Source organism: Streptomyces sp. DH-12 (genome assembly GCF_002899455.1).
Classification (GTDB): domain Bacteria; phylum Actinomycetota; class Actinomycetes; order Streptomycetales; family Streptomycetaceae; genus Streptomyces.
The window spans coordinates 4,247,704-4,264,397 of sequence record NZ_PPFB01000001.1 but is presented as its reverse complement, the minus strand read 5'-3'; the positions used below and the strand labels follow the sequence as shown (position 1 = coordinate 4,264,397).

General features: G+C 72.9%; 17 protein-coding genes and 1 riboswitch. Of the genes, 8 read left to right on the top strand and 9 right to left on the bottom strand.

Going from position 1 to position 16,694, the window contains the following annotated elements; genetic code table 11:
- Positions 1–80: 80 nt before the first annotated feature.
- Together C1708_RS18160 and C1708_RS18155 are read left to right on the top strand one after the other, a co-directional pair.
- Complete coding sequence (locus tag C1708_RS18160; protein ID WP_106413663.1) at positions 81–743, top strand: HD domain-containing protein; 663 nt, start codon at positions 81–83, stop codon at positions 741–743.
- Between the two features lie 33 nt (positions 744–776).
- Positions 777–1,820: a GNAT family N-acetyltransferase gene (locus tag C1708_RS18155; protein WP_106413662.1), complete on the top strand. Its 1,044-nt coding sequence runs from the start codon at positions 777–779 to the stop codon at positions 1,818–1,820.
- Between the two features lie 120 nt (positions 1,821–1,940).
- On the opposite strand, the gene C1708_RS18150 is transcribed toward C1708_RS18155, so the two are convergent.
- Positions 1,941–2,222 carry a DUF4031 domain-containing protein gene (locus C1708_RS18150; protein WP_106413661.1) on the bottom strand — a complete coding sequence of 94 codons (282 nt, stop codon included), beginning with the start codon at positions 2,220–2,222 and terminating at the stop codon, positions 1,941–1,943.
- Entirely contained in the window at positions 2,219–2,617 is a 399-nt protein-coding gene (locus C1708_RS18145) for a DUF8819 family protein (protein WP_106416353.1), read from the bottom strand. Before C1708_RS18145 ends, C1708_RS18150 begins: the two co-directional genes overlap by 4 nt.
- 57 nt (positions 2,618–2,674) lie before the next feature.
- Here C1708_RS18145 and C1708_RS18140 point away from each other — a divergent pair, with 57 nt between their 5' ends.
- The 3 genes from C1708_RS18140 to C1708_RS18130 all read left to right on the top strand — a co-directional run bounded on the left by C1708_RS18140 (position 2,675) and on the right by C1708_RS18130 (position 5,252).
- Positions 2,675–3,610: a MurR/RpiR family transcriptional regulator gene (locus C1708_RS18140; RefSeq protein WP_106413660.1), complete on the top strand. Its 936-nt coding sequence runs from the start codon at positions 2,675–2,677 to the stop codon at positions 3,608–3,610.
- Between the two features lie 87 nt (positions 3,611–3,697).
- Positions 3,698–4,633, top strand: a complete 936-nt coding sequence (gene murQ, locus C1708_RS18135; RefSeq protein WP_106413659.1) for an N-acetylmuramic acid 6-phosphate etherase — start codon at positions 3,698–3,700, stop codon at positions 4,631–4,633.
- 49 nt (positions 4,634–4,682) lie between these two features.
- Positions 4,683–5,252, top strand: a complete 570-nt coding sequence (locus tag C1708_RS18130) for a hypothetical protein (RefSeq protein WP_106413658.1) — start codon at positions 4,683–4,685, stop codon at positions 5,250–5,252.
- Positions 5,253–5,402: 150 nt separating this feature from the next.
- Here C1708_RS18130 and C1708_RS18125 read toward each other — a convergent pair whose 3' ends face one another.
- From C1708_RS18125 to thrC, 5 genes are all read right to left on the bottom strand, one after another.
- Positions 5,403–6,530 (bottom strand): NADH:flavin oxidoreductase, encoded by a 1,128-nt coding sequence (locus tag C1708_RS18125; protein ID WP_106413657.1) that lies wholly within the window; start codon positions 6,528–6,530, stop codon positions 5,403–5,405.
- Positions 6,531–6,759: 229 nt separating this feature from the next.
- The gene (groL, locus tag C1708_RS18120; RefSeq protein ID WP_106413656.1) at positions 6,760–8,382 is read right to left on the bottom strand and encodes a chaperonin GroEL; all 1,623 of its coding nucleotides are present in this window, start codon (positions 8,380–8,382) and stop codon (positions 6,760–6,762) included.
- 621 nt (positions 8,383–9,003) lie between these two features.
- Positions 9,004–9,207, bottom strand: coding sequence for a cold-shock protein (locus C1708_RS18115; protein ID WP_004986573.1), 204 nt, complete (start codon positions 9,205–9,207; stop codon positions 9,004–9,006).
- A 430-nt stretch (positions 9,208–9,637) separates the two neighbouring features.
- Positions 9,638–9,913, bottom strand: coding sequence for a MoaD/ThiS family protein (locus C1708_RS18110; protein ID WP_106413655.1), 276 nt, complete (start codon positions 9,911–9,913; stop codon positions 9,638–9,640).
- A 90-nt stretch (positions 9,914–10,003) separates the two neighbouring features.
- On the bottom strand, positions 10,004–11,293 hold the full coding sequence (gene thrC, locus C1708_RS18105) for a threonine synthase (protein WP_106413654.1): 1,290 nt from the start codon (positions 11,291–11,293) through the stop codon (positions 10,004–10,006).
- Positions 11,294–11,310: 17 nt separating this feature from the next.
- A riboswitch (SAM riboswitch) is annotated at positions 11,311–11,458 on the bottom strand.
- A 136-nt stretch (positions 11,459–11,594) separates the two neighbouring features.
- On the opposite strand from thrC, the gene C1708_RS18100 reads away from it, so the two are divergent.
- From C1708_RS18100 to otsB, 3 genes are all read left to right on the top strand, one after another.
- Entirely contained in the window at positions 11,595–12,563 is a 969-nt protein-coding gene (locus C1708_RS18100) for a glucosyl-3-phosphoglycerate synthase (protein ID WP_106413653.1), read from the top strand.
- Between the two features lie 75 nt (positions 12,564–12,638).
- Positions 12,639–14,120: an alpha,alpha-trehalose-phosphate synthase (UDP-forming) gene (locus C1708_RS18095; RefSeq protein ID WP_106413652.1), complete on the top strand. Its 1,482-nt coding sequence runs from the start codon at positions 12,639–12,641 to the stop codon at positions 14,118–14,120.
- Between the two features lie 30 nt (positions 14,121–14,150).
- A complete protein-coding gene (gene otsB / locus C1708_RS18090) occupies positions 14,151–15,011 on the top strand; it encodes a trehalose-phosphatase (protein ID WP_106413651.1) in 861 nt (286 codons plus the stop codon).
- Positions 15,012–15,123: 112 nt separating this feature from the next.
- On the opposite strand, the gene C1708_RS18085 is transcribed toward otsB, so the two are convergent.
- Together C1708_RS18085 and C1708_RS18080 are read right to left on the bottom strand one after the other, a co-directional pair.
- Positions 15,124–15,360, bottom strand: a complete 237-nt coding sequence (locus C1708_RS18085; protein WP_106413650.1) for a DUF3263 domain-containing protein — start codon at positions 15,358–15,360, stop codon at positions 15,124–15,126.
- Between the two features lie 9 nt (positions 15,361–15,369).
- Entirely contained in the window at positions 15,370–16,677 is a 1,308-nt protein-coding gene (locus C1708_RS18080; RefSeq protein ID WP_106413649.1) for an ABC transporter substrate-binding protein, read from the bottom strand.
- Between the last annotated feature and the right edge of the window lie 17 nt (positions 16,678–16,694).

The following is a 16,694-nucleotide window of genomic DNA, read 5'->3' as shown; positions in this document are numbered from 1 at the left end:
ACGGACGGCGGGCCCGGGAAGACCGTGCGGGCGGAGCCGCTGCTGTGACGCCCGGGGCGCGGACCGGGAACAATGGGCTCATGGCCGACACCGAGGATCTCCGTGCCCGTTTCGTCCGTGCCCTCGAAGGGGCCCGGGGATCCGCGGAGGGTCCGGACCCGTTGCCGTACGCGGACCGTCTGATCGCGCGCTGGCAGGAGCCGCAGCGGCGGTACCACACGCTCGATCACCTCACCGCGGTCCTCGACCGCGTCGACGAGCTGGCGGACCACGCCGACGACCCCGACGTCGTACGGCTCGCCGCGTGGTTCCACGACGCCGTCTACCTGCCGGACCGGTCCGAGAACGAGGAGCGGTCCGCCCGCCTCGCCGAGCGCGCGCTGCCCGAGGCCGGGGTGTCCGCGGCGAAGACCGAGGAGGTCGCCCGGCTGGTGCGGCTCACCGTGACGCACGACCCCGCCGACGACGACCGCGACGGCCAGGTGCTGTGCGACGCCGACCTCGCGGTGCTCGCGTCCGCGCCGTCGGCGTACGCCGCCTACACCGCCGCGATCCGGGAGGAGTACCGGTTCGTGCCGAACGACGCCTTCCGCGAGGGCCGCGCCGACATTCTGCGCCGGCTCCTCGACCTGCACAGCGTGTTCCGCACCCCGTACGGCCAGGAGCACTGGGAGGCCACCGCCCGCTACAACCTGCGCGGCGAGCTGGACATGCTGTCGACCCCGCCCCCGCCCTCCGCCTAACCTCTCCCCATGCATGCTTCGGGAGCGGACCAGGTGGAGGCGGCCGTCGCGCACAGCGTGGCGGCCCTGGGGGCGGTCACCGGCCGGGACTGGACGAAGGTGCGGGCGGGCCGGCTGGAGTGGGACTGCCGGGAGACGGCGGAGCACGTCGCGGGCGACCTCATCGGGTACGCGGCCCAGCTCACGGGCCGGGGCCGGCACGCGTACGCGTCGTTCGACTTCTCGCTGCGGGCCGACGCCGGCAACGACGGCGCCCTCCACGTGATCTCCGCCATGGGCGCCCTTCTCGCCGCCGCCGTCCGCACCACCCCCCGCTCCGTGCGCGCCTTCCACCCGTACCCGTTCCGGCACGCGAACCGTGAGGGTTTCGCCGCGATGGGCGTCGCCGAGGTGCTGCTGCACACGCACGACATGGCCGAGGGGCTGGGCATCGCGTACGAACCGCCCGACGGGCTCTGCGAGTTCGTGCTGACGCGGATCTTCCCGCACGTCCGGCCGGGGCCGTCGCCCTGGCCGACGCTGCTGTGGGCGACGGGCCGCGGCGAGCTGCCCGGGCGGGAGCCGGTCACCGCCTGGCGCTGGTACAACAACCCGGTGCTGCGGTCGGAGCGGCTCGACCTGGAGGGCGTCACCCCGGCGGTCGCCGCGAGCCTGTCCCTCGCGGGCGACGGCGGTTTCACCTGGGCGGGCGGCGCGCCCGCCGACGGCACCCGGGTGGGCGCCGGGTTCGGCGTCACCCAGTACGAGGAGGGCGCGTACCGCCCGGAGTGGGGCATGTACGTGCTGGTCCGCCGGGAGGACGACCTCGCGGTGGGCGCGATGGGCTTCCACGGCGCGCCCGACGACGGCGGCCGGGTGGAGATCGGCTACGACCTCGTCGCGGAGGCGCGCGGGAACGGGTACGCGACCGAGGCGCTGCGCACCCTGTCGGCGTGGGCGCTCGGCCAGGACTCCGTGCACGCCGTGACGGCCGTCGTCGAGGAGGACAACGTGCCGTCGCAGAAGGTCGTCACCCGCGCCGGGTTCACCGAGGTGTCCCGGCAGGAGGGACGCATCACCTACGAACTGCGCGCCTGAGCCACGCATTGCGCCCTTGGCCCACGGACCGCGCCCCCCGGCCCACGGACCGCGCGTCTGAGCAACGGGCCGCGCGCCCGGCCCACGGCCCGCCCCCGCCCCACGGACCGCGCCCCTGACCTACCCCGAACCGCCCGTCCGGTCCGCCCGCTTGCGCCGCCGCAGGCCCGCCCCGTGCAGCAGCCGCACCACCTCGCGGCTGCTGACCTCGACCGCGCCCGCGCGCACCGCGTCCGCGTACCGGTGCGCCGGGATGTCGTAGTGGTCGCGTTCGAAGGCGCGGCGGGGCACGCCCAGACCGGCGGCGAAGAGGTGCAGCTCGGTGTAGGAGACGTCGCTCACCAGGTGGGACCACAGGCGGCCGTGCCCCGGCCAGGCGGGCGGGTCGATGTACACGGTCACGACGAGGGGCCCGCCTCGCCCAGTCCGCCCACCGCCGCGACCTTCACGCCCGCCTTGTGGCACACCCAGTGCGGGTCGGGGCCCAGCTCCGGCTCGACCTCCAGCGCGTGCGGGCCGCCGCTGCCGCACACCGGGCACAGCGGCCAGCGTCCGTACCGCTCCAGCAGGGCGTCCTGCACGTCCTGCGCGACCAGCCCGGCCAGGAAGCTCGCGCCCTCCGGCCACTGCTCGACCCACCAGCGGCGGTGCGCGACGGAGTCCTCGACCAGGGACACCACGTCCGCCTCGGCGACCCCGCGCGCCACGAGATCGGCCAGCACGAGGGCCCGCGCCGCGTGCAACGCTTGTTCCAGGGGGCCGACCGGAGGGGTGCCGGGTTCACGCTCGGGGTGCATGTCCCCCATTGTGCGCACTCTTGACCGGAAGCCCGTGCCGAAAATATCTTTCATATCGTGACCCATGAAGTGAAGGAAATTTTCGGGAGCGCCGGCGCCTCACCCACTCCCCCCGCACCCGCCGCCCTCGCGGCCAAGGTGCGCACGCTGGCCCCGTCGATGACCCGCTCCATGCAGCGCGTCGCCGAGGCCGTCGCCGACGACCCGGCCGGCTGCGCGGCGCTCACGGTCACCGGCCTCGCCGAGCTGACCGGCACCAGCGAGGCCACCGTCGTCCGCACGGCCCGCCTGCTCGGCTACCCGGGCTACCGGGACCTGCGGCTCGCCCTGGCCGGCCTCGCCGCCCAGCAGCAGTCGGGACGCGCCCCCGCCATCACCACGGACATCGCGGTGGACGACCCCATCGCCGACGTCGTCGCCAAGCTCGCCTACGACGAGCAGCAGACCCTCGCCGACACCGCCGCCGGACTGGACACCGTCCAGCTGGCCGCCGCCGTGACCGCCCTCGCGGGCGCCCGCCGCACCGATGTGTACGGCGTCGGCGCGTCCGGGCTGGTCGCCCAGGATCTCACCCAGAAGCTGCTGCGCATAGGCCTGCTGGCGCACGCCCACAGCGATCCGCACCTCGCCGTCACCAACGCGGTGCAGCTGCGCGCCGGGGACGTGGCGATCGCCGTCACCCACTCCGGCACCACCGGCGACGTCATCGAGCCGCTCCGGGTGGCCTTCGAGCACGGGGCCACCACGGTCGCCGTCACCGGCCGCCCCGACAGCCCCGTCACGCAGTACGCCGACCACGTCCTGACCACGTCCACGGCCCGCGAGAGCGAGCTGCGCCCGGCCGCGATGTCCTCCCGTACGGGTCAACTGCTGGTCGTGGACTGCCTGTTCGTGGGCGTCGCCCAGCGCACCTACGAGGCGGCCGCGCCCGCCCTGTCGGCGTCGTACGAGGCGCTGGCGCACCGGCACCGGGCGACCCGCAAGGGCCCGTGAGGGAAGCACGCCCTCCCGGCCGCGCGCCCCGCGCACCCCCGTCGTACCCCGTCCGTGCCGTCCGGCCCGACCGAAAGAACACCGCCCATGACCTCCACCTCCCGCGACCGTGATCTGCGCTCCCAGCTCGAGACCCTGACCACCGAGGCGTTCCGGCCCGAGCTGGCGGAGGTCGACCGGCTGCCCACGCTCGAGATCGCACGGCTGATGAACGCCGAGGACGCCTCGGTCGCGGGCGCCGTGGCCGAGCAGGTGCCCGCCATCGCCGCCGCGATCGACGCCGTGGCGGAGCGGATGGCGCGCGGCGGGCGGCTGGTCTACGCGGGCGCGGGCACGGCGGGACGGCTGGGCGTGCTGGACGCCTCCGAGTGCCCGCCCACCTTCAACACCGACCCGGCGCGGGTCGTCGGCCTGATCGCGGGCGGCCCGGACGCCATGGTCAACCCGGCCGAGGGCGCCGAGGACTCCCCCGAGCTGGCCGAGTCCGACCTCGCCGCGCTCGGCGTCACCCCCGACGACACGGTGGTCGGCGTCTCCGCCTCCGGCCGCACCCCGTACGCGGTCGGCGCGGTCGCGTACGCCCGCGAGCGCGGGGCGCTCACGGTGGGGCTGTCGTGCAACCGGGGCAGCGCGCTCGCGGCGGCGGCCGAACACGGCATCGAGGTGGTCGTGGGCCCGGAGTTCCTCACCGGCTCCACCCGCCTCAAGGCCGGCACGGCGCAGAAGCTCGTGCTGAACATGCTGTCGACGATCACGATGATCCGGCTGGGCAAGACGTACGGGAACCTGATGGTCGACGTGCGCGCCTCCAACGAGAAGCTGCGCGCCCGCTCCCGGCGGATCGTCGCCCAGGTGACGGGCGCCGGCGACGAGGCCGTGGAGCGTGCCCTCGCCGCCACGGACGGCGAGGTCAAGAACGCCATCCTGGTGCTGCTGGCCGGGGTGGACGGGCCGACCGCCGCCCGGCTGCTGGACGAGGCCGACGGGCATCTGCGGGCGGCGCTGGCGGCCGCGGGAAGCTGACCGTCCGGCGCTGGGATACTGGAGCGGTCCCCCACCCGGAGAATCCACCATGAACCACGCACAGCTCACCGCCCTCGGCCGGGCCCTGCGTGTGCTCGGTGAGCACGGGGAGGCGCTCTCCGCCGACACCCCGGACGCCCGGCTGCACGAGGTGCGGGCCGACCTGCGGCGGGCGCTGGACCTGCTGGAGGACAGCGTCACCACCGCCCCGCCCAGCACCCGCTGCGCCGAGCACCCCACGGGACCGGTCGACGAGAGCGCCCCGGACCTGTGCCTGCTCTGCGAGACCCGGCGCCGCGCCGCCCGCCGCGCCGAGTTCAACGGCCCGGCCCCGCAGGCCCGACCCGCCGATCCCGCGCCCTCCCGGTACGGGGTGCGCGGCGACCGTCCGCAGCCGCAGCAGCGCTGGCTGCCGGAGATGTGGAACGGCCAGGCCTGGCAGCTGTGCGGCACCCCGCGCCGCGACCGCCGCGAGGCGGAACTCTTCGTCAAGGCCCAGCTCCGCGGCCCCCGCCCGGCGGTGGCCTACCGCGTCGTCCACGAGTTCACCGACTACGAGGTCCTGCGGATATGGGGCACCCCGGTGCGGATGGACATCGAACCGATGGGCAACGCCTGAGGCGCGGGCCTCACGGCTCCCCGATCCGGAGCGGGCCGGGCCGCCCCGGCACACCCACGGCCGGCACGGCCGCCGGGGCCACGCACGAAAAGGCGCGGCGCCCCTGGTGAGAGGGGTGCCGCGCCTCGGCTGCCCGGACCGGGCCCGGACTCAGCTCAGCGACGTCAGCGAGGACGCGTCGTACGACGTCAGCTCGTCGAAGCGGCCGGCCAGGACCTTGGCCGCCCACTCCGGGTCCTGGAGGACCGCGCGTCCCACCGCGACCAGGTCGAACTCGTCGCGCTCGAAGCGGTCGAGGAGGTCGTCGATGCCGCGCGTCGCGGCGCCCTCGCCCAGGAAGGCGCGGCCGAACTCGCCGTCCAGGCCGACCGAGCCGACCGTGATGGCCGGCCTGCCGGTCAGCTTGCGGGCCCAGCCGGCCAGGTTGAGGTCGGAGCCGTCGAACTCGGGGAGCCAGTAGCGGCGCGTGGACGCGTGGAAGGCGTCGACGCCGGCCGTGGCGAGCGGGGTGAGGATCGCCTCCAGCTCCTGCGGGGTCTCGGCGAGCCGGGCGCCGTAGTGGTCGGCCTTCCACTGCGAGAAGCGGAGGACGACCGGGAAACCGGGCGACACGGCCGCGCGCACGGCCTGCACGATCTCCACGGCGAACCGGGTGCGGGCCACCGGGTCGCCGCCGTAGGCGTCGGTGCGGCGGTTGGTGCCCGCCCACAGGAACTGGTCGATGAGGTAGCCGTGGGCGCCGTGCAGCTCCACACCGTCGAAGCCGATGCGCTCCGCCGCGGCCGCCGCCTCGGCGAACGCGGCCACGACGGCGTCGATGTCGGCCCGGGTCATGGCCCGGCCGCCCTCGGAACCGTCCAGGCGCAGTCCCGACGGACCGACCGCCGGCGCCTGTGGGAAGGGCGGCTGTCCCTCCTCGCGGACCATGCCGACGTGCCACAGCTGGGGCATGATGCGGCCCCCCGCGGCGTGCACGGCCTCCGCGACCTTCGCCCAGCCGGCGAGCTGCTCCTCCCCGTGGAACCGGGGGATGCGGTCGCTGACACCGGCGGACGGGTGGTCGACGTACGTGCCCTCGGTGACGATCAGCCCGACCCCGGCGGCGGCCCGCCGGGCGTAGTACGACGCGACGTCCTCCCCCGGCACCCCGCCCGGCGAGAACTGACGGGTCATGGGCGCCATGACGATGCGGTTGGGCACGGTCAGCCCGTTGAGGGCGACCGGCCGGGCCAGGACCTCGGCGGCACGTCCGGTGGCCTCGGAGGCGGTGACGGTCATCAGAGAGACTCCTCGCGCATACTGAACGGTATGTGTACGTGCATGCAACGCTCATCTCGTCGAACCGGCGCGAGGCGGCGGGCATTCCCGCCCCTCCCCCGCCCGCCCCTGTGACACCCGTCACCCGTGAGGCCCCTGCGGGACCCGGACACGCCGGAGGGCGGCACCCCCCGTGCGGGGAGTGCCGCCCTCCGGACCGTCGGACGGGTCCGAACCTGACGGATCAGGCTCAGAAGTCCATGTCACCGCCCGGCATGCCGCCGCCGGCCGGGGCCGCGGCCTTCTCCGGCTTGTCGGCGATGACGGCCTCGGTGGTGAGGAACAGCGCGGCGATCGACGCGGCGTTCTGCAGCGCGGAGCGCGTCACCTTGGCCGGGTCGATGATGCCTTCCTTGACCAGGTCGACGTACTCGCCGGTCGCGGCGTTCAGGCCGTGGCCCGGGGTCAGGTTGCGCACCTTCTCCACCACGACGCCGCCCTCGAGGCCGGCGTTGACGGCGATCTGCTTCAGCGGGGCCTCCAGGGCGATGCGCACGGCGTTGGCGCCGGTCGCCTCGTCACCCTCGAGCTCCAGCTTCTCGAACACCTGGGAGGCCTGCAGCAGGGCCACGCCACCACCGGCGACGATGCCCTCCTCGACGGCCGCCTTGGCGTTGCGCACGGCGTCCTCGATGCGGTGCTTGCGCTCCTTGAGCTCCACCTCGGTGGCGGCGCCGGCCTTGATGACGGCCACACCGCCGGCGAGCTTCGCCAGGCGCTCCTGCAGCTTCTCGCGGTCGTAGTCCGAGTCGCTGTTCTCGATCTCGGCGCGGATCTGGTTCACGCGGCCCTGGACCTGGTCGGCGGAGCCGGCGCCGTCGACGATGGTGGTCTCGTCCTTGGTGATGACCACCTTGCGGGCCTTGCCCAGCAGGTCGAGGGTGGCGTTCTCCAGCTTGAGGCCGACCTCCTCGGAGATGACCTCGCCGCCCGTGAGGATGGCGATGTCGCCGAGCATGGCCTTGCGGCGGTCACCGAAGCCCGGGGCCTTGACGGCGACGGACTTGAAGGTGCCGCGGATCTTGTTGACCACCAGGGTGGACAGGGCCTCGCCCTCGACGTCCTCGGCGATGATCAGCAGCGGCTTGCCCGACTGCATGACCTTCTCCAGGAGCGGGAGCAGGTCCTTGACGTTGGAGATCTTGGAGTTCGCGATCAGGATGTACGGGTCGTCGAGGACGGCCTCCATACGCTCCATGTCGGTGGCGAAGTACGCCGAGATGTAGCCCTTGTCGAAGCGCATACCCTCGGTGAGCTCCAGCTCCAGACCGAAGGTCTGGGACTCCTCGACGGTGATGACGCCTTCCTTGCCGACCTTGTCCATGGCCTCGGCGATGAGCTCGCCGATCTGGGTGTCGGCGGCGGAGATGGAGGCCGTGGAAGCGATCTGCTCCTTGGTCTCGACGTCCTTCGCCTGCTCCAGCAGAGCGGCGGAGACCGACTCGACGGCCTTCTCGATGCCGCGCTTCAGGGCCATCGGGTTGGCGCCGGCGGCGACGTTGCGCAGGCCCTCCTTGACCAGGGCCTGGGCGAGAACGGTCGCGGTGGTCGTACCGTCACCGGCGACGTCGTCCGTCTTCTTGGCGACTTCCTTGACCAGCTCGGCGCCGATCTTCTCGTACGGGTCCTCGAGCTCGATCTCCTTGGCGATGGAGACACCATCGTTGGTGATCGTGGGGGCGCCCCACTTCTTCTCGAGGACGACGTTGCGGCCCTTGGGGCCGAGCGTCACCTTCACGGCGTCCGCGAGCTGGTTCATGCCGCGCTCGAGGCCGCGCCGCGCCTCCTCGTCGAACGCGATGATCTTGGCCATGTGAAGTGGTCCCTCCAGGACTGGGGGTGATTCCTTCGGACCGCGCCCGCGCCCGCGACGGACGGCTCGCCGGCCGTGTGGTTCCTTGCCCCACGTGACCTGGCGGGCCTCACCGACCCGGTCCTTCGTTGTCACTCTCACCTTCAGAGTGCTAACGCCAATGATTAGCACTCGACCCCCGAGAGTGCAAGGCGCGCTCGCGAAGCGAGTGCTCGTCGAGGGGTGGCGGTCGGGCGACGGGAGGGCGCAAGGCGCGCTCGCGAAGCGAGTGCTCGTCGAGGGGTGGCGGTCGGGTGACGGGAGGGCGCAAGGCGCGCTCGCGAAGCGAGTGCTCGTCGAGGGGTGGCGGTCGGGTGACGGGAGGGCGCAAGGCGCGCTCGCGAAGCGGCGTCGGACGAGAGGGATCGCGGAAGGCCGTACGGGCCAGGCGTGCCAAGGGATCGCGCCCGCGCTCAGCCCCCGGCGAACACGGCGCGTGCGACGCGTGCGCCCATGGAGCTCCCGTGACACCCCACGACGCCTCACGCGCCCCGCCGGCCCCGGGCACGACGAAGGGCCCGCACCCCGGAAGGTGCGGGCCCTGCCGCCGGCAGAAGATGTCGCGTGCGGCTGGTAGCGCGTTCAGGCGGTGACGCGAACCATGTCGGCCTGCGGGCCCTTCTGACCCTGCGAGATCTCGAATTCGACCCGCTGGCCCTCTTCAAGGGTGCGGTAGCCGTCCATCTGGATGGCGCTGTAGTGGACGAAAACATCCGCACCACCGTCGACCGCGATGAAGCCGTACCCCTTCTCCGCGTTGAACCACTTGACGGTGCCCTGAGCCATGCCTAACTCCCCTATTACTGGCCCTTGCACAGATCCACACTTCGCGGACCCGGGTCAGACCTCACCCCCCAACGGTTGGGGGCGTGCGCCGGAACGCGTCGACCGCGGCTGAATGTATCTGTCCAACTGCCGTCTGCAACAGGTCAATCGGACGAGAAATCTGGACGCCACCGGTCCGAAATGTGGCCAGAATTCGCCAGAATTCAGGGCAAGTCGGGCCGGGCAAAGGAGACAAAAGCCGCGAGAGGAGCCCGCACTTTGGCTACATCCAGTCGGGTCCGCGGCAGGAATTCAGGCTTCTCGATCACTGGATCGGGAGCGCGTTCCCCAACTCTACCGCGCTCAACCTCATGGAATTGCCCCCTCCGCATCTCTCACGGAGGGGGCAATGCCGTAAACGCCCGGTCACTGTCATTACCGAAGGCAATGATCAGCCTCCGGCGACCGCCGGGATGATCGAGACGCCGGCGCCGTCCGGGGTGGCCGTCTCCAGCCCCTGCTCGAAGCGCACGTCGTCGTCATTGACGTAGACGTTGACGAACCGGCGCAGCTTGCCCTGGTCGTCCAGGACGCGGGCGGCGATGCCGGTGTGGTTCTTCTCCAGGTCCTGGATGACCTCGCCGAGGGTGGCGCCCTCGGCGGGGACCTCGGCCTTGCCGCCGGTGTAGGTGCGCAGGATGGTGGGGATGCGGACGGTGACGCTCACGTGGGAAACCTCCGGTCGGATGACGTGCCAGGGGCGCGGGGGACGGCGTGATCGGCCCCCCGGCCCGCGGATGGAAAGCTGGAGCGGCTCCTAGACGAGCCCGGCCTCACGGAACGACTCCAGGCTGGGACGGATCGTCGCGGTCAGCCCGGTCCCGGCCACCGCGTCCAGCGTCTTCAGGCCGTCCCCGGTGTTCAGCACGACCGTCGTGAGGGACGGATCGAGCACCCCGTCCTCGATCAGCTTCTTCGTCACGCCGACCGTGACGCCGCCCGCGGTCTCCGCGAAGATCCCCTCGGTGCGCGCCAGCAGCTTGATCGCGTCGACGACCTGCTCGTCGGTGACGTCCTCCACCGCGCCGCCGGTGCGCCGGGCGATGTCGAGCACGTAGGGGCCGTCCGCCGGGTTGCCGATGGCCAGCGACTTGGCGATGGTGTCCGGCTTCTGCGGGCGGACCACGTCGTGGCCGGCCTTGAACGCGGTGGACACCGGCGAGCAGCCCGCGGCCTGCGCGCCGAAGATCTTGTACGGCCGGTCCTCGACGAGGCCCAGCCTGATCAGCTCCTGCAGCCCCTTGTCGATCTTCGTGAGCTGCGAGCCGGAGGCGATGGGGACCACGATCTGGTCCGGGATCCGCCAGCCGAGCTGCTCGCAGATCTCGTACGCGAGGGTCTTGGAGCCCTCCGCGTAGTACGGCCGCAGGTTGACGTTGACGAAGCCCCAGCCCTCGCCGGCCGGGTCGCCGATCAGCTCGGAGCAGAAACGGTTCACGTCGTCGTAGTTGCCCTCGATGCCGACGAGCTCGCCGCCGTAGACGGCGGCCATGACGACCTTGCCCTGCTCCAGGTCGTGCGGGATGAACACGCAGGAGCGGAAGCCGGCCCGGGCGGCGGCGGCGCCGACCGCGCCGGCCAGGTTGCCGGTGGAGGAGCAGGACAGCGTGGTGAAGCCGAACGCGCGCGCGGCCTCCAGGGCCTGGGCGACGACCCGGTCCTTGAAGGAGTGCGTGGGGTTGCCGGAGTCGTCCTTGACGTGGAGGCCGCCGGTGACGCCCAGCTCGCGGGCGAGGTTGTCGGCCCGGACGAGCTTGGTCCAGCCCGGGTTCAGGTTGGGCTTGTCCGCCACGTCCGCGGGGACGGGCAGCAGCGGGGCGTAGCGCCAGATGTTCGCGGGGCCCGCCTCGATGCGCTTGCGGAGCTCCTCGGCGTCGTAGCCGGAGAAGTCGTAGGCGATCTCCAGCGGGCCGAAACACTCCTCGCAGGCGAAGACCGGGCCGAGGGGGACGCGGTGGCCGCACTCGCGGCAGGACAGCGCGGCGGCGGGACCCAGGTCGACGGAGTCCGCGGAGTCGGTGGTGCTTGCAACAGTCTGCACAGCCATGGAGGCGAGGCCCTTTCTCCTCATCTTCCTCACGACGCATCTCGCCGTGAGACGGATTTGGCACCTTCCCTAGCCGGGAGCCTCGCCACGTCCGCGTGACAGGAACCGACTGGAGGGTTGCCGGGGCTTCATCGGGCCGTATCCCTCTGCCCCTCTGGATGAGCGGTGTTCAGTTGTGCGCACCGACACCCCCCGGGATGCGGGGTCCGTCAGCGCTGTTCAAGACTGTAACCGAAGGCCCGGACGGTGCAGAGAGCCGTCCGAACCCCGAGATGGATCACCAGCCAGTGAGGAGTCCGCCGTGCTGGAAGAAGTCGAGCGCTGGCTGTCGGAGCGCTCCTGGTCGGTGTCGGACCGTCCCCTGCACCGGATCCTGGCGGCGAAACGGGCGACGGGACAGACGGTGAGCGTGGTGCTGCCCGCGCTCAACGAGGAGGCCACGGTCGGTGACATCGTCTCCGTCATCCGGCACGACCTGGTGCTCCAGGTGCCGCTGGTCGACGAGGTCGTGGTGATCGACTCCGGCTCCACCGACCGCACCTCCGAGGTGGCCGCGGCGGCCGGCGCGACCGTGGTCCACCGGGACGCGATCCTGCCCCGCATACCGGCCGTGCCCGGCAAGGGCGAGGTGCTGTGGCGGTCGCTGCTGGTGGCCCGCGGCGACATCGTGTGCTTCGTCGACGCCGACCTGAGGGACTTCTCCTCCGACTTCGTCACCGGCATCGTCGGCCCGCTGCTCACCGACCCCGGCCTGCACCTCGTCAAGGCCATGTACGACCGCCCCCTGACCCTGGCCGGCGGGAACACCGCCGGCGCGGGGGCCGGGCAGGGCGGCCGGGTCACGGAGCTGATGGCGCGCCCGCTGCTCAACATGCACTGGCCGCAGCTCGCCGGGTTCGTCCAGCCGCTGGGCGGCGAGTACGCGGCCCGCCGCGGCCTGCTCGAACAGCTCCCGTTCCCCGTCGGCTACGGCGTCGAGCTGGGCATGCTGGTCGACGCCCTGCACCTGGTGGGCCTGGACGCGCTGGCCCAGGTGGACGTGGGGGTGCGCAAGCACCGGCACCAGGACGGGCAGGCGCTCGGCCGGATGGCCGCCGCGATCTACCGCACCGCGCAGCTGCGGCTGGCCCGCGCGCACCTGCTGCGGCCGTCGCTGACCCAGTTCGAGCGCAGCGGGAACGCCTTCGAGCCCCGCACGTACGCGGTGGACACCGAGGAGCGGCCGCCGATGCGGGAGATCGCGGAGTACCAGGCGCGGCGGGTCGCCTGACCCCCGCCCCCGTCACCGGCCGGTGTGACGCACCGGCACGTTTGAGGCCCGGGGGGCCGGGCTAGGTTGTGGCGTATGGCTTCAAGCTTCGGTGCAGCTCAGGTACTGGTCGCCTCCAACCGGGGGCCGGTGTCGTACGCGGTGGCGGACGACGGTTCGCTGCGGAGCAAGCGGGGCGGCGGCGGACTGGTGTCCGGTCTGTCGGCCATCGGCCCCGAGTCGGGCGCGCTGTGGGTGTGCTCGGCGCTCTCCGACGGCGACCGCGAGGCCGTGCGGCGCGGAATCGCAGGGGCGGGGCCGGAGGCTCCTCCGCAGAGGGGTGGTGGCGGGCGACGGGCGGGGGAGGACGGCGTGCGGATGCTGGACATCCCGGCGGACGTGCACGCGGACGCGTACAACGGCATCGCGAACTCGGTGCTGTGGTTCGTGCACCACATGCTGTACCAGACCCCGCTGGAGCCGGTCTTCGACGCGGAGTTCCGCCGCCGGTGGGCCTCCTACGAGAGCTACAACCGCGCGTTCGCCGAGGCGCTGGCCGAGGAGGCGGCCGAGGGCGCGGCGGTCATGGTGCAGGACTACCACCTGACCCTGGTCCCGGGGATGCTCCGCGAGCTGCGCCCCGACCTGCGCATCGGGCACTTCTCGCACACGCCGTGGGCGCCGCCGGAGTACTTCCGGATGCTGCCGGACGACATCGCGGAGCAGGTGCTGCGCGGGATGCTCGGCGCCGACCGGCTCGGCTTCCTCACCCGCCGCTGGGCGGACGCCTTCACCGCGTGCTGCGAGCGCTTCGTCGGCGGGCTGGGCGACACCCGCGTCGGGGTGCACGGCCTGGGCGCCGACGCGGACTTCCTGCGCGCCCGCTCGCACGAGGCGGACGTCGACGAGCGGATGGCCGCGCTGCGCGAGGAGATCGGCGAGGGGCGCCGGACCATCGTCCGGGTCGACCGCACCGAGCTGTCCAAGAACATCGTCCGCGGCCTGCTGGCCTACCGGCAGCTGCTGGACGACCGCCCCGAGTGGCGTGAGCGCGTGGTGCACGTCGCCTTCGCCTACCCGTCCCGGCAGGATCTCGCCGTCTACCGCGACTACACGGCCGAGGTGCGGCGGCTCGCCGAGGAGATCAACGCGCGGTACGGCACGCCGGGCTGGCGTCCGGTCGTGCTGCACGTCAAGGACGACTTCGCGCGCTCGCTGGCCGCGTACCGGCTGGCCGACGTGGCCCTGGTCAACCCCATCCGCGACGGCATGAACCTGGTCGCCAAGGAGGTCCCGGTGGTCTCCGACGCGGGCTGCGCGCTGGTGCTGTCCCGGGAGGCCGGCGCCCACGAGGAACTGGGCGAGGACGCGATCACGGTCAACCCGTACGACGTCGTGCAGACCGCCCAGGCACTGCACGAGGCGCTGTCGATGCGCCCGGAGGACCGCACGGAACGCAGCAAGCGACTGGCCGCGGCGGCCACGGCGCTGCCCCCGGCGCGCTGGTTCCTGGACCAGTTGGAGGCGCTGCGCGGCGATACCGGCCACCGACCGGAACGGCCCGCCGGACAGGCGTGACACCGGGCGGGCGTGGATAGGTTGGGGCGTATGGCCAGTCATACGGATTCCACGGACCCCGGCGCCCTGCCGACGCCCGCCACGCAGGCCGGGCGGGACGGGCTGGACGCGCTCCTGGCCCGTCCGGGCAAGGCGCTGATCGGGCTCGACTTCGACGGCACGCTCGCGCCGATCGTGCCCGACCCGGAGCAGGCCCGCGCGCACCCGGACGCGGTGCCCGCGCTCGCCGCGCTCGCCCCGGAGGTGGCCGCGGTGGCCGTCGTCACCGGGCGGCCGCCGGGCGTCGCGGTCCGCCACGGCGGTTTCGCGGGCGTGCCCGGCCTGGAGCACCTGGTGGTGCTCGGTCACTACGGCGCCGAGCGCTGGGACGCGGTCACGGGCTCCGTCACCGCGCCCGCCCCGCATCCCGGCGTCGCCGCCGTCCGCGCGGAGCTGCCGGGACTGCTGGACCGGGTGGGCGCGTGGCGGGGCACGTGGATCGAGGAGAAGGGGCGGGCGGTGGCCGTCCACACCCGCAGGGCGTCCGACCCGCAGGCCGCCTTCGAGGCGTTGCGCGAGCCGCTGACCGGCCTCGCGACCCGGCACGGTCTGGTGGTCGAACCGGGCCGCATGGTCCTCGAGCTGCGCCCGCCGGGGATGGACAAGGGGGTCGCGCTGCTGGAGTACGCGCGGGAGATCGGCGCGGAGGCGGTGCTGTACGCCGGGGACGACCTGGGCGACCTGGCCGCCTTCACCGCCGTCGACAAGCTCCGCGCCTCCGGCACGCCGGGGCTGCTGGTGTGCAGCGGCAGCGAGGAGGTCACGGAGCTCCGCGAGCGGGCCGACCTGGTGGTCGACGGCCCGGCGGGGGTGGTGGGGCTGCTGCGGGCGCTGGCGGAGCGGCTCGCCTGACGCGGGTTTCGCTCCTCACATGCCGGAGGGGCTGCTTCCAGCCCCTCCGGCATGTGAGGACGAGGCCCGGTCAGGGCCGGCGGGAGGCGTCCGGGGTGTGGCCCCGGGACGGTCACCGCTCCGCGCGCCGCGCCTCCCGCACTCGCCGCAGGCGGTTGACGGTGACCGGGTCGTGGGCCAGCGCCCGCGGATCATCGAGCAGCGCGTTCAGCAGCTGGTAGTACCGCACCGGCGCCAGCCCCAGCTCCTCCCGGATCACCCGCTCCTTCGCCCCGGGCGACACCGCCCCCCGGCGCTCCAGCGCGAGCACGTCCCGCTCGAGGCGCCCCAGCCCCTCACCTTCACCCATGCCGGCAGGCTACCCCGCGCTGTCCGCGCGCACGGCCGTCGCCTGGAGCTCGCCCAGCACGCCCGCGGGGCTCCCGTCCGGCTCCACGGCCTCGCCGATCTTCTGCTTGACCGCCGCGCTCACCGCCGCCCACGACGTCTTCCCCACCGGGTACAGCTCCGAGAGCGGCAACTGGTCCAGGAACGGCTTGATTTCCTTGTCCTGCCCCGACGCCGCCATCGCCTGCGACGCGGATCCGGTGACCGGCAGCAGGTCGTACTCGCGCGAGAAGTCCAGCACGTTCTTCTCGCTGTAGACGAAGTCGAGGAAGTCCCCGATCTGGTCGCGGTGCCCGTTCTTCTCGAACGCCGTCATCCAGTCGGTCACGCCGAGCGCGGACGGGCTCTCGCCGTCGACGCCGGGGATCGGCACCATGCCGTACTTCACGCCCTTCTTCCGCGCCATCTCCATCAGCGAGGGATGCCCGTTGAGCATGCCGACCTCGCCGGCGGCGAACGCCTCGAACGCCTCGGCGCGGTCGAGCTCGCCGGGCGCGACGGGCCCGGTGAGCCCCTTGCCGACCAGTTCGTCCCGCAGCCAGGTGAAGGTCGCGACGTTCTCCGTCGCGTCGATGCGGTAACTGCCGCCGATGTCGGTGTAGCCGCCGTCGCCGCTCAGCAGCCACTGCATGGTCTCGGCCTGCGCCTCCTCCGGGCCGAGCGGCAGCGCGTAGGGGAACTTCACCCCGCGCGCCTTGAGCGCCTCGGCGCACTCGACCAGCTCGTCCCAGGTCTCCGGCGGGGTGAGCCCGGCCTCGGCGAACAGCGCCTTGTTGTAGAACAGCAGCCGCGTGGACGCCGCGAACGGCATGCCGTACTGCACGCTGCCGACCTCGCCCGCGGTGGAGAGCTGCGAGAGGAAGTCCGCCTGGACGGGGATGGAGAGCAGGTCGCCGACCCGGTGGAGCAGGCCCTGGGAGGCGTAGTCGGCGTACGCGCCGATCTGCGCCATGTCCGGCGGATTCCCGGCGTCGACCATCTCCTTGACCTTGCGGTCGACGTCGTTCCAGGAGTACACGCTGACGTCGATGTCCACGCCGGGGTGGTCGGACTCGTACCGTTCGACCAGGTCGGCCCAGTACTTCTTGGAGCTGTCGGCCGCGCCGTTGCCGTACTCGGCGGCGACCAGGGTGAGGGTCACGTCGGAGGAAGCGCCCCCGGCTCCGCATCCGCTCAGGACCGCTGTCAGTCCCAGTGCGCACACCGCCGCGATCGTCCTTGTCCTGACCCGCCGTCGCACGTGCTCTCCTCCAGTCCGGCGCCGAGCGCCGTCTGTCATGGTTCCGATAATCGGAC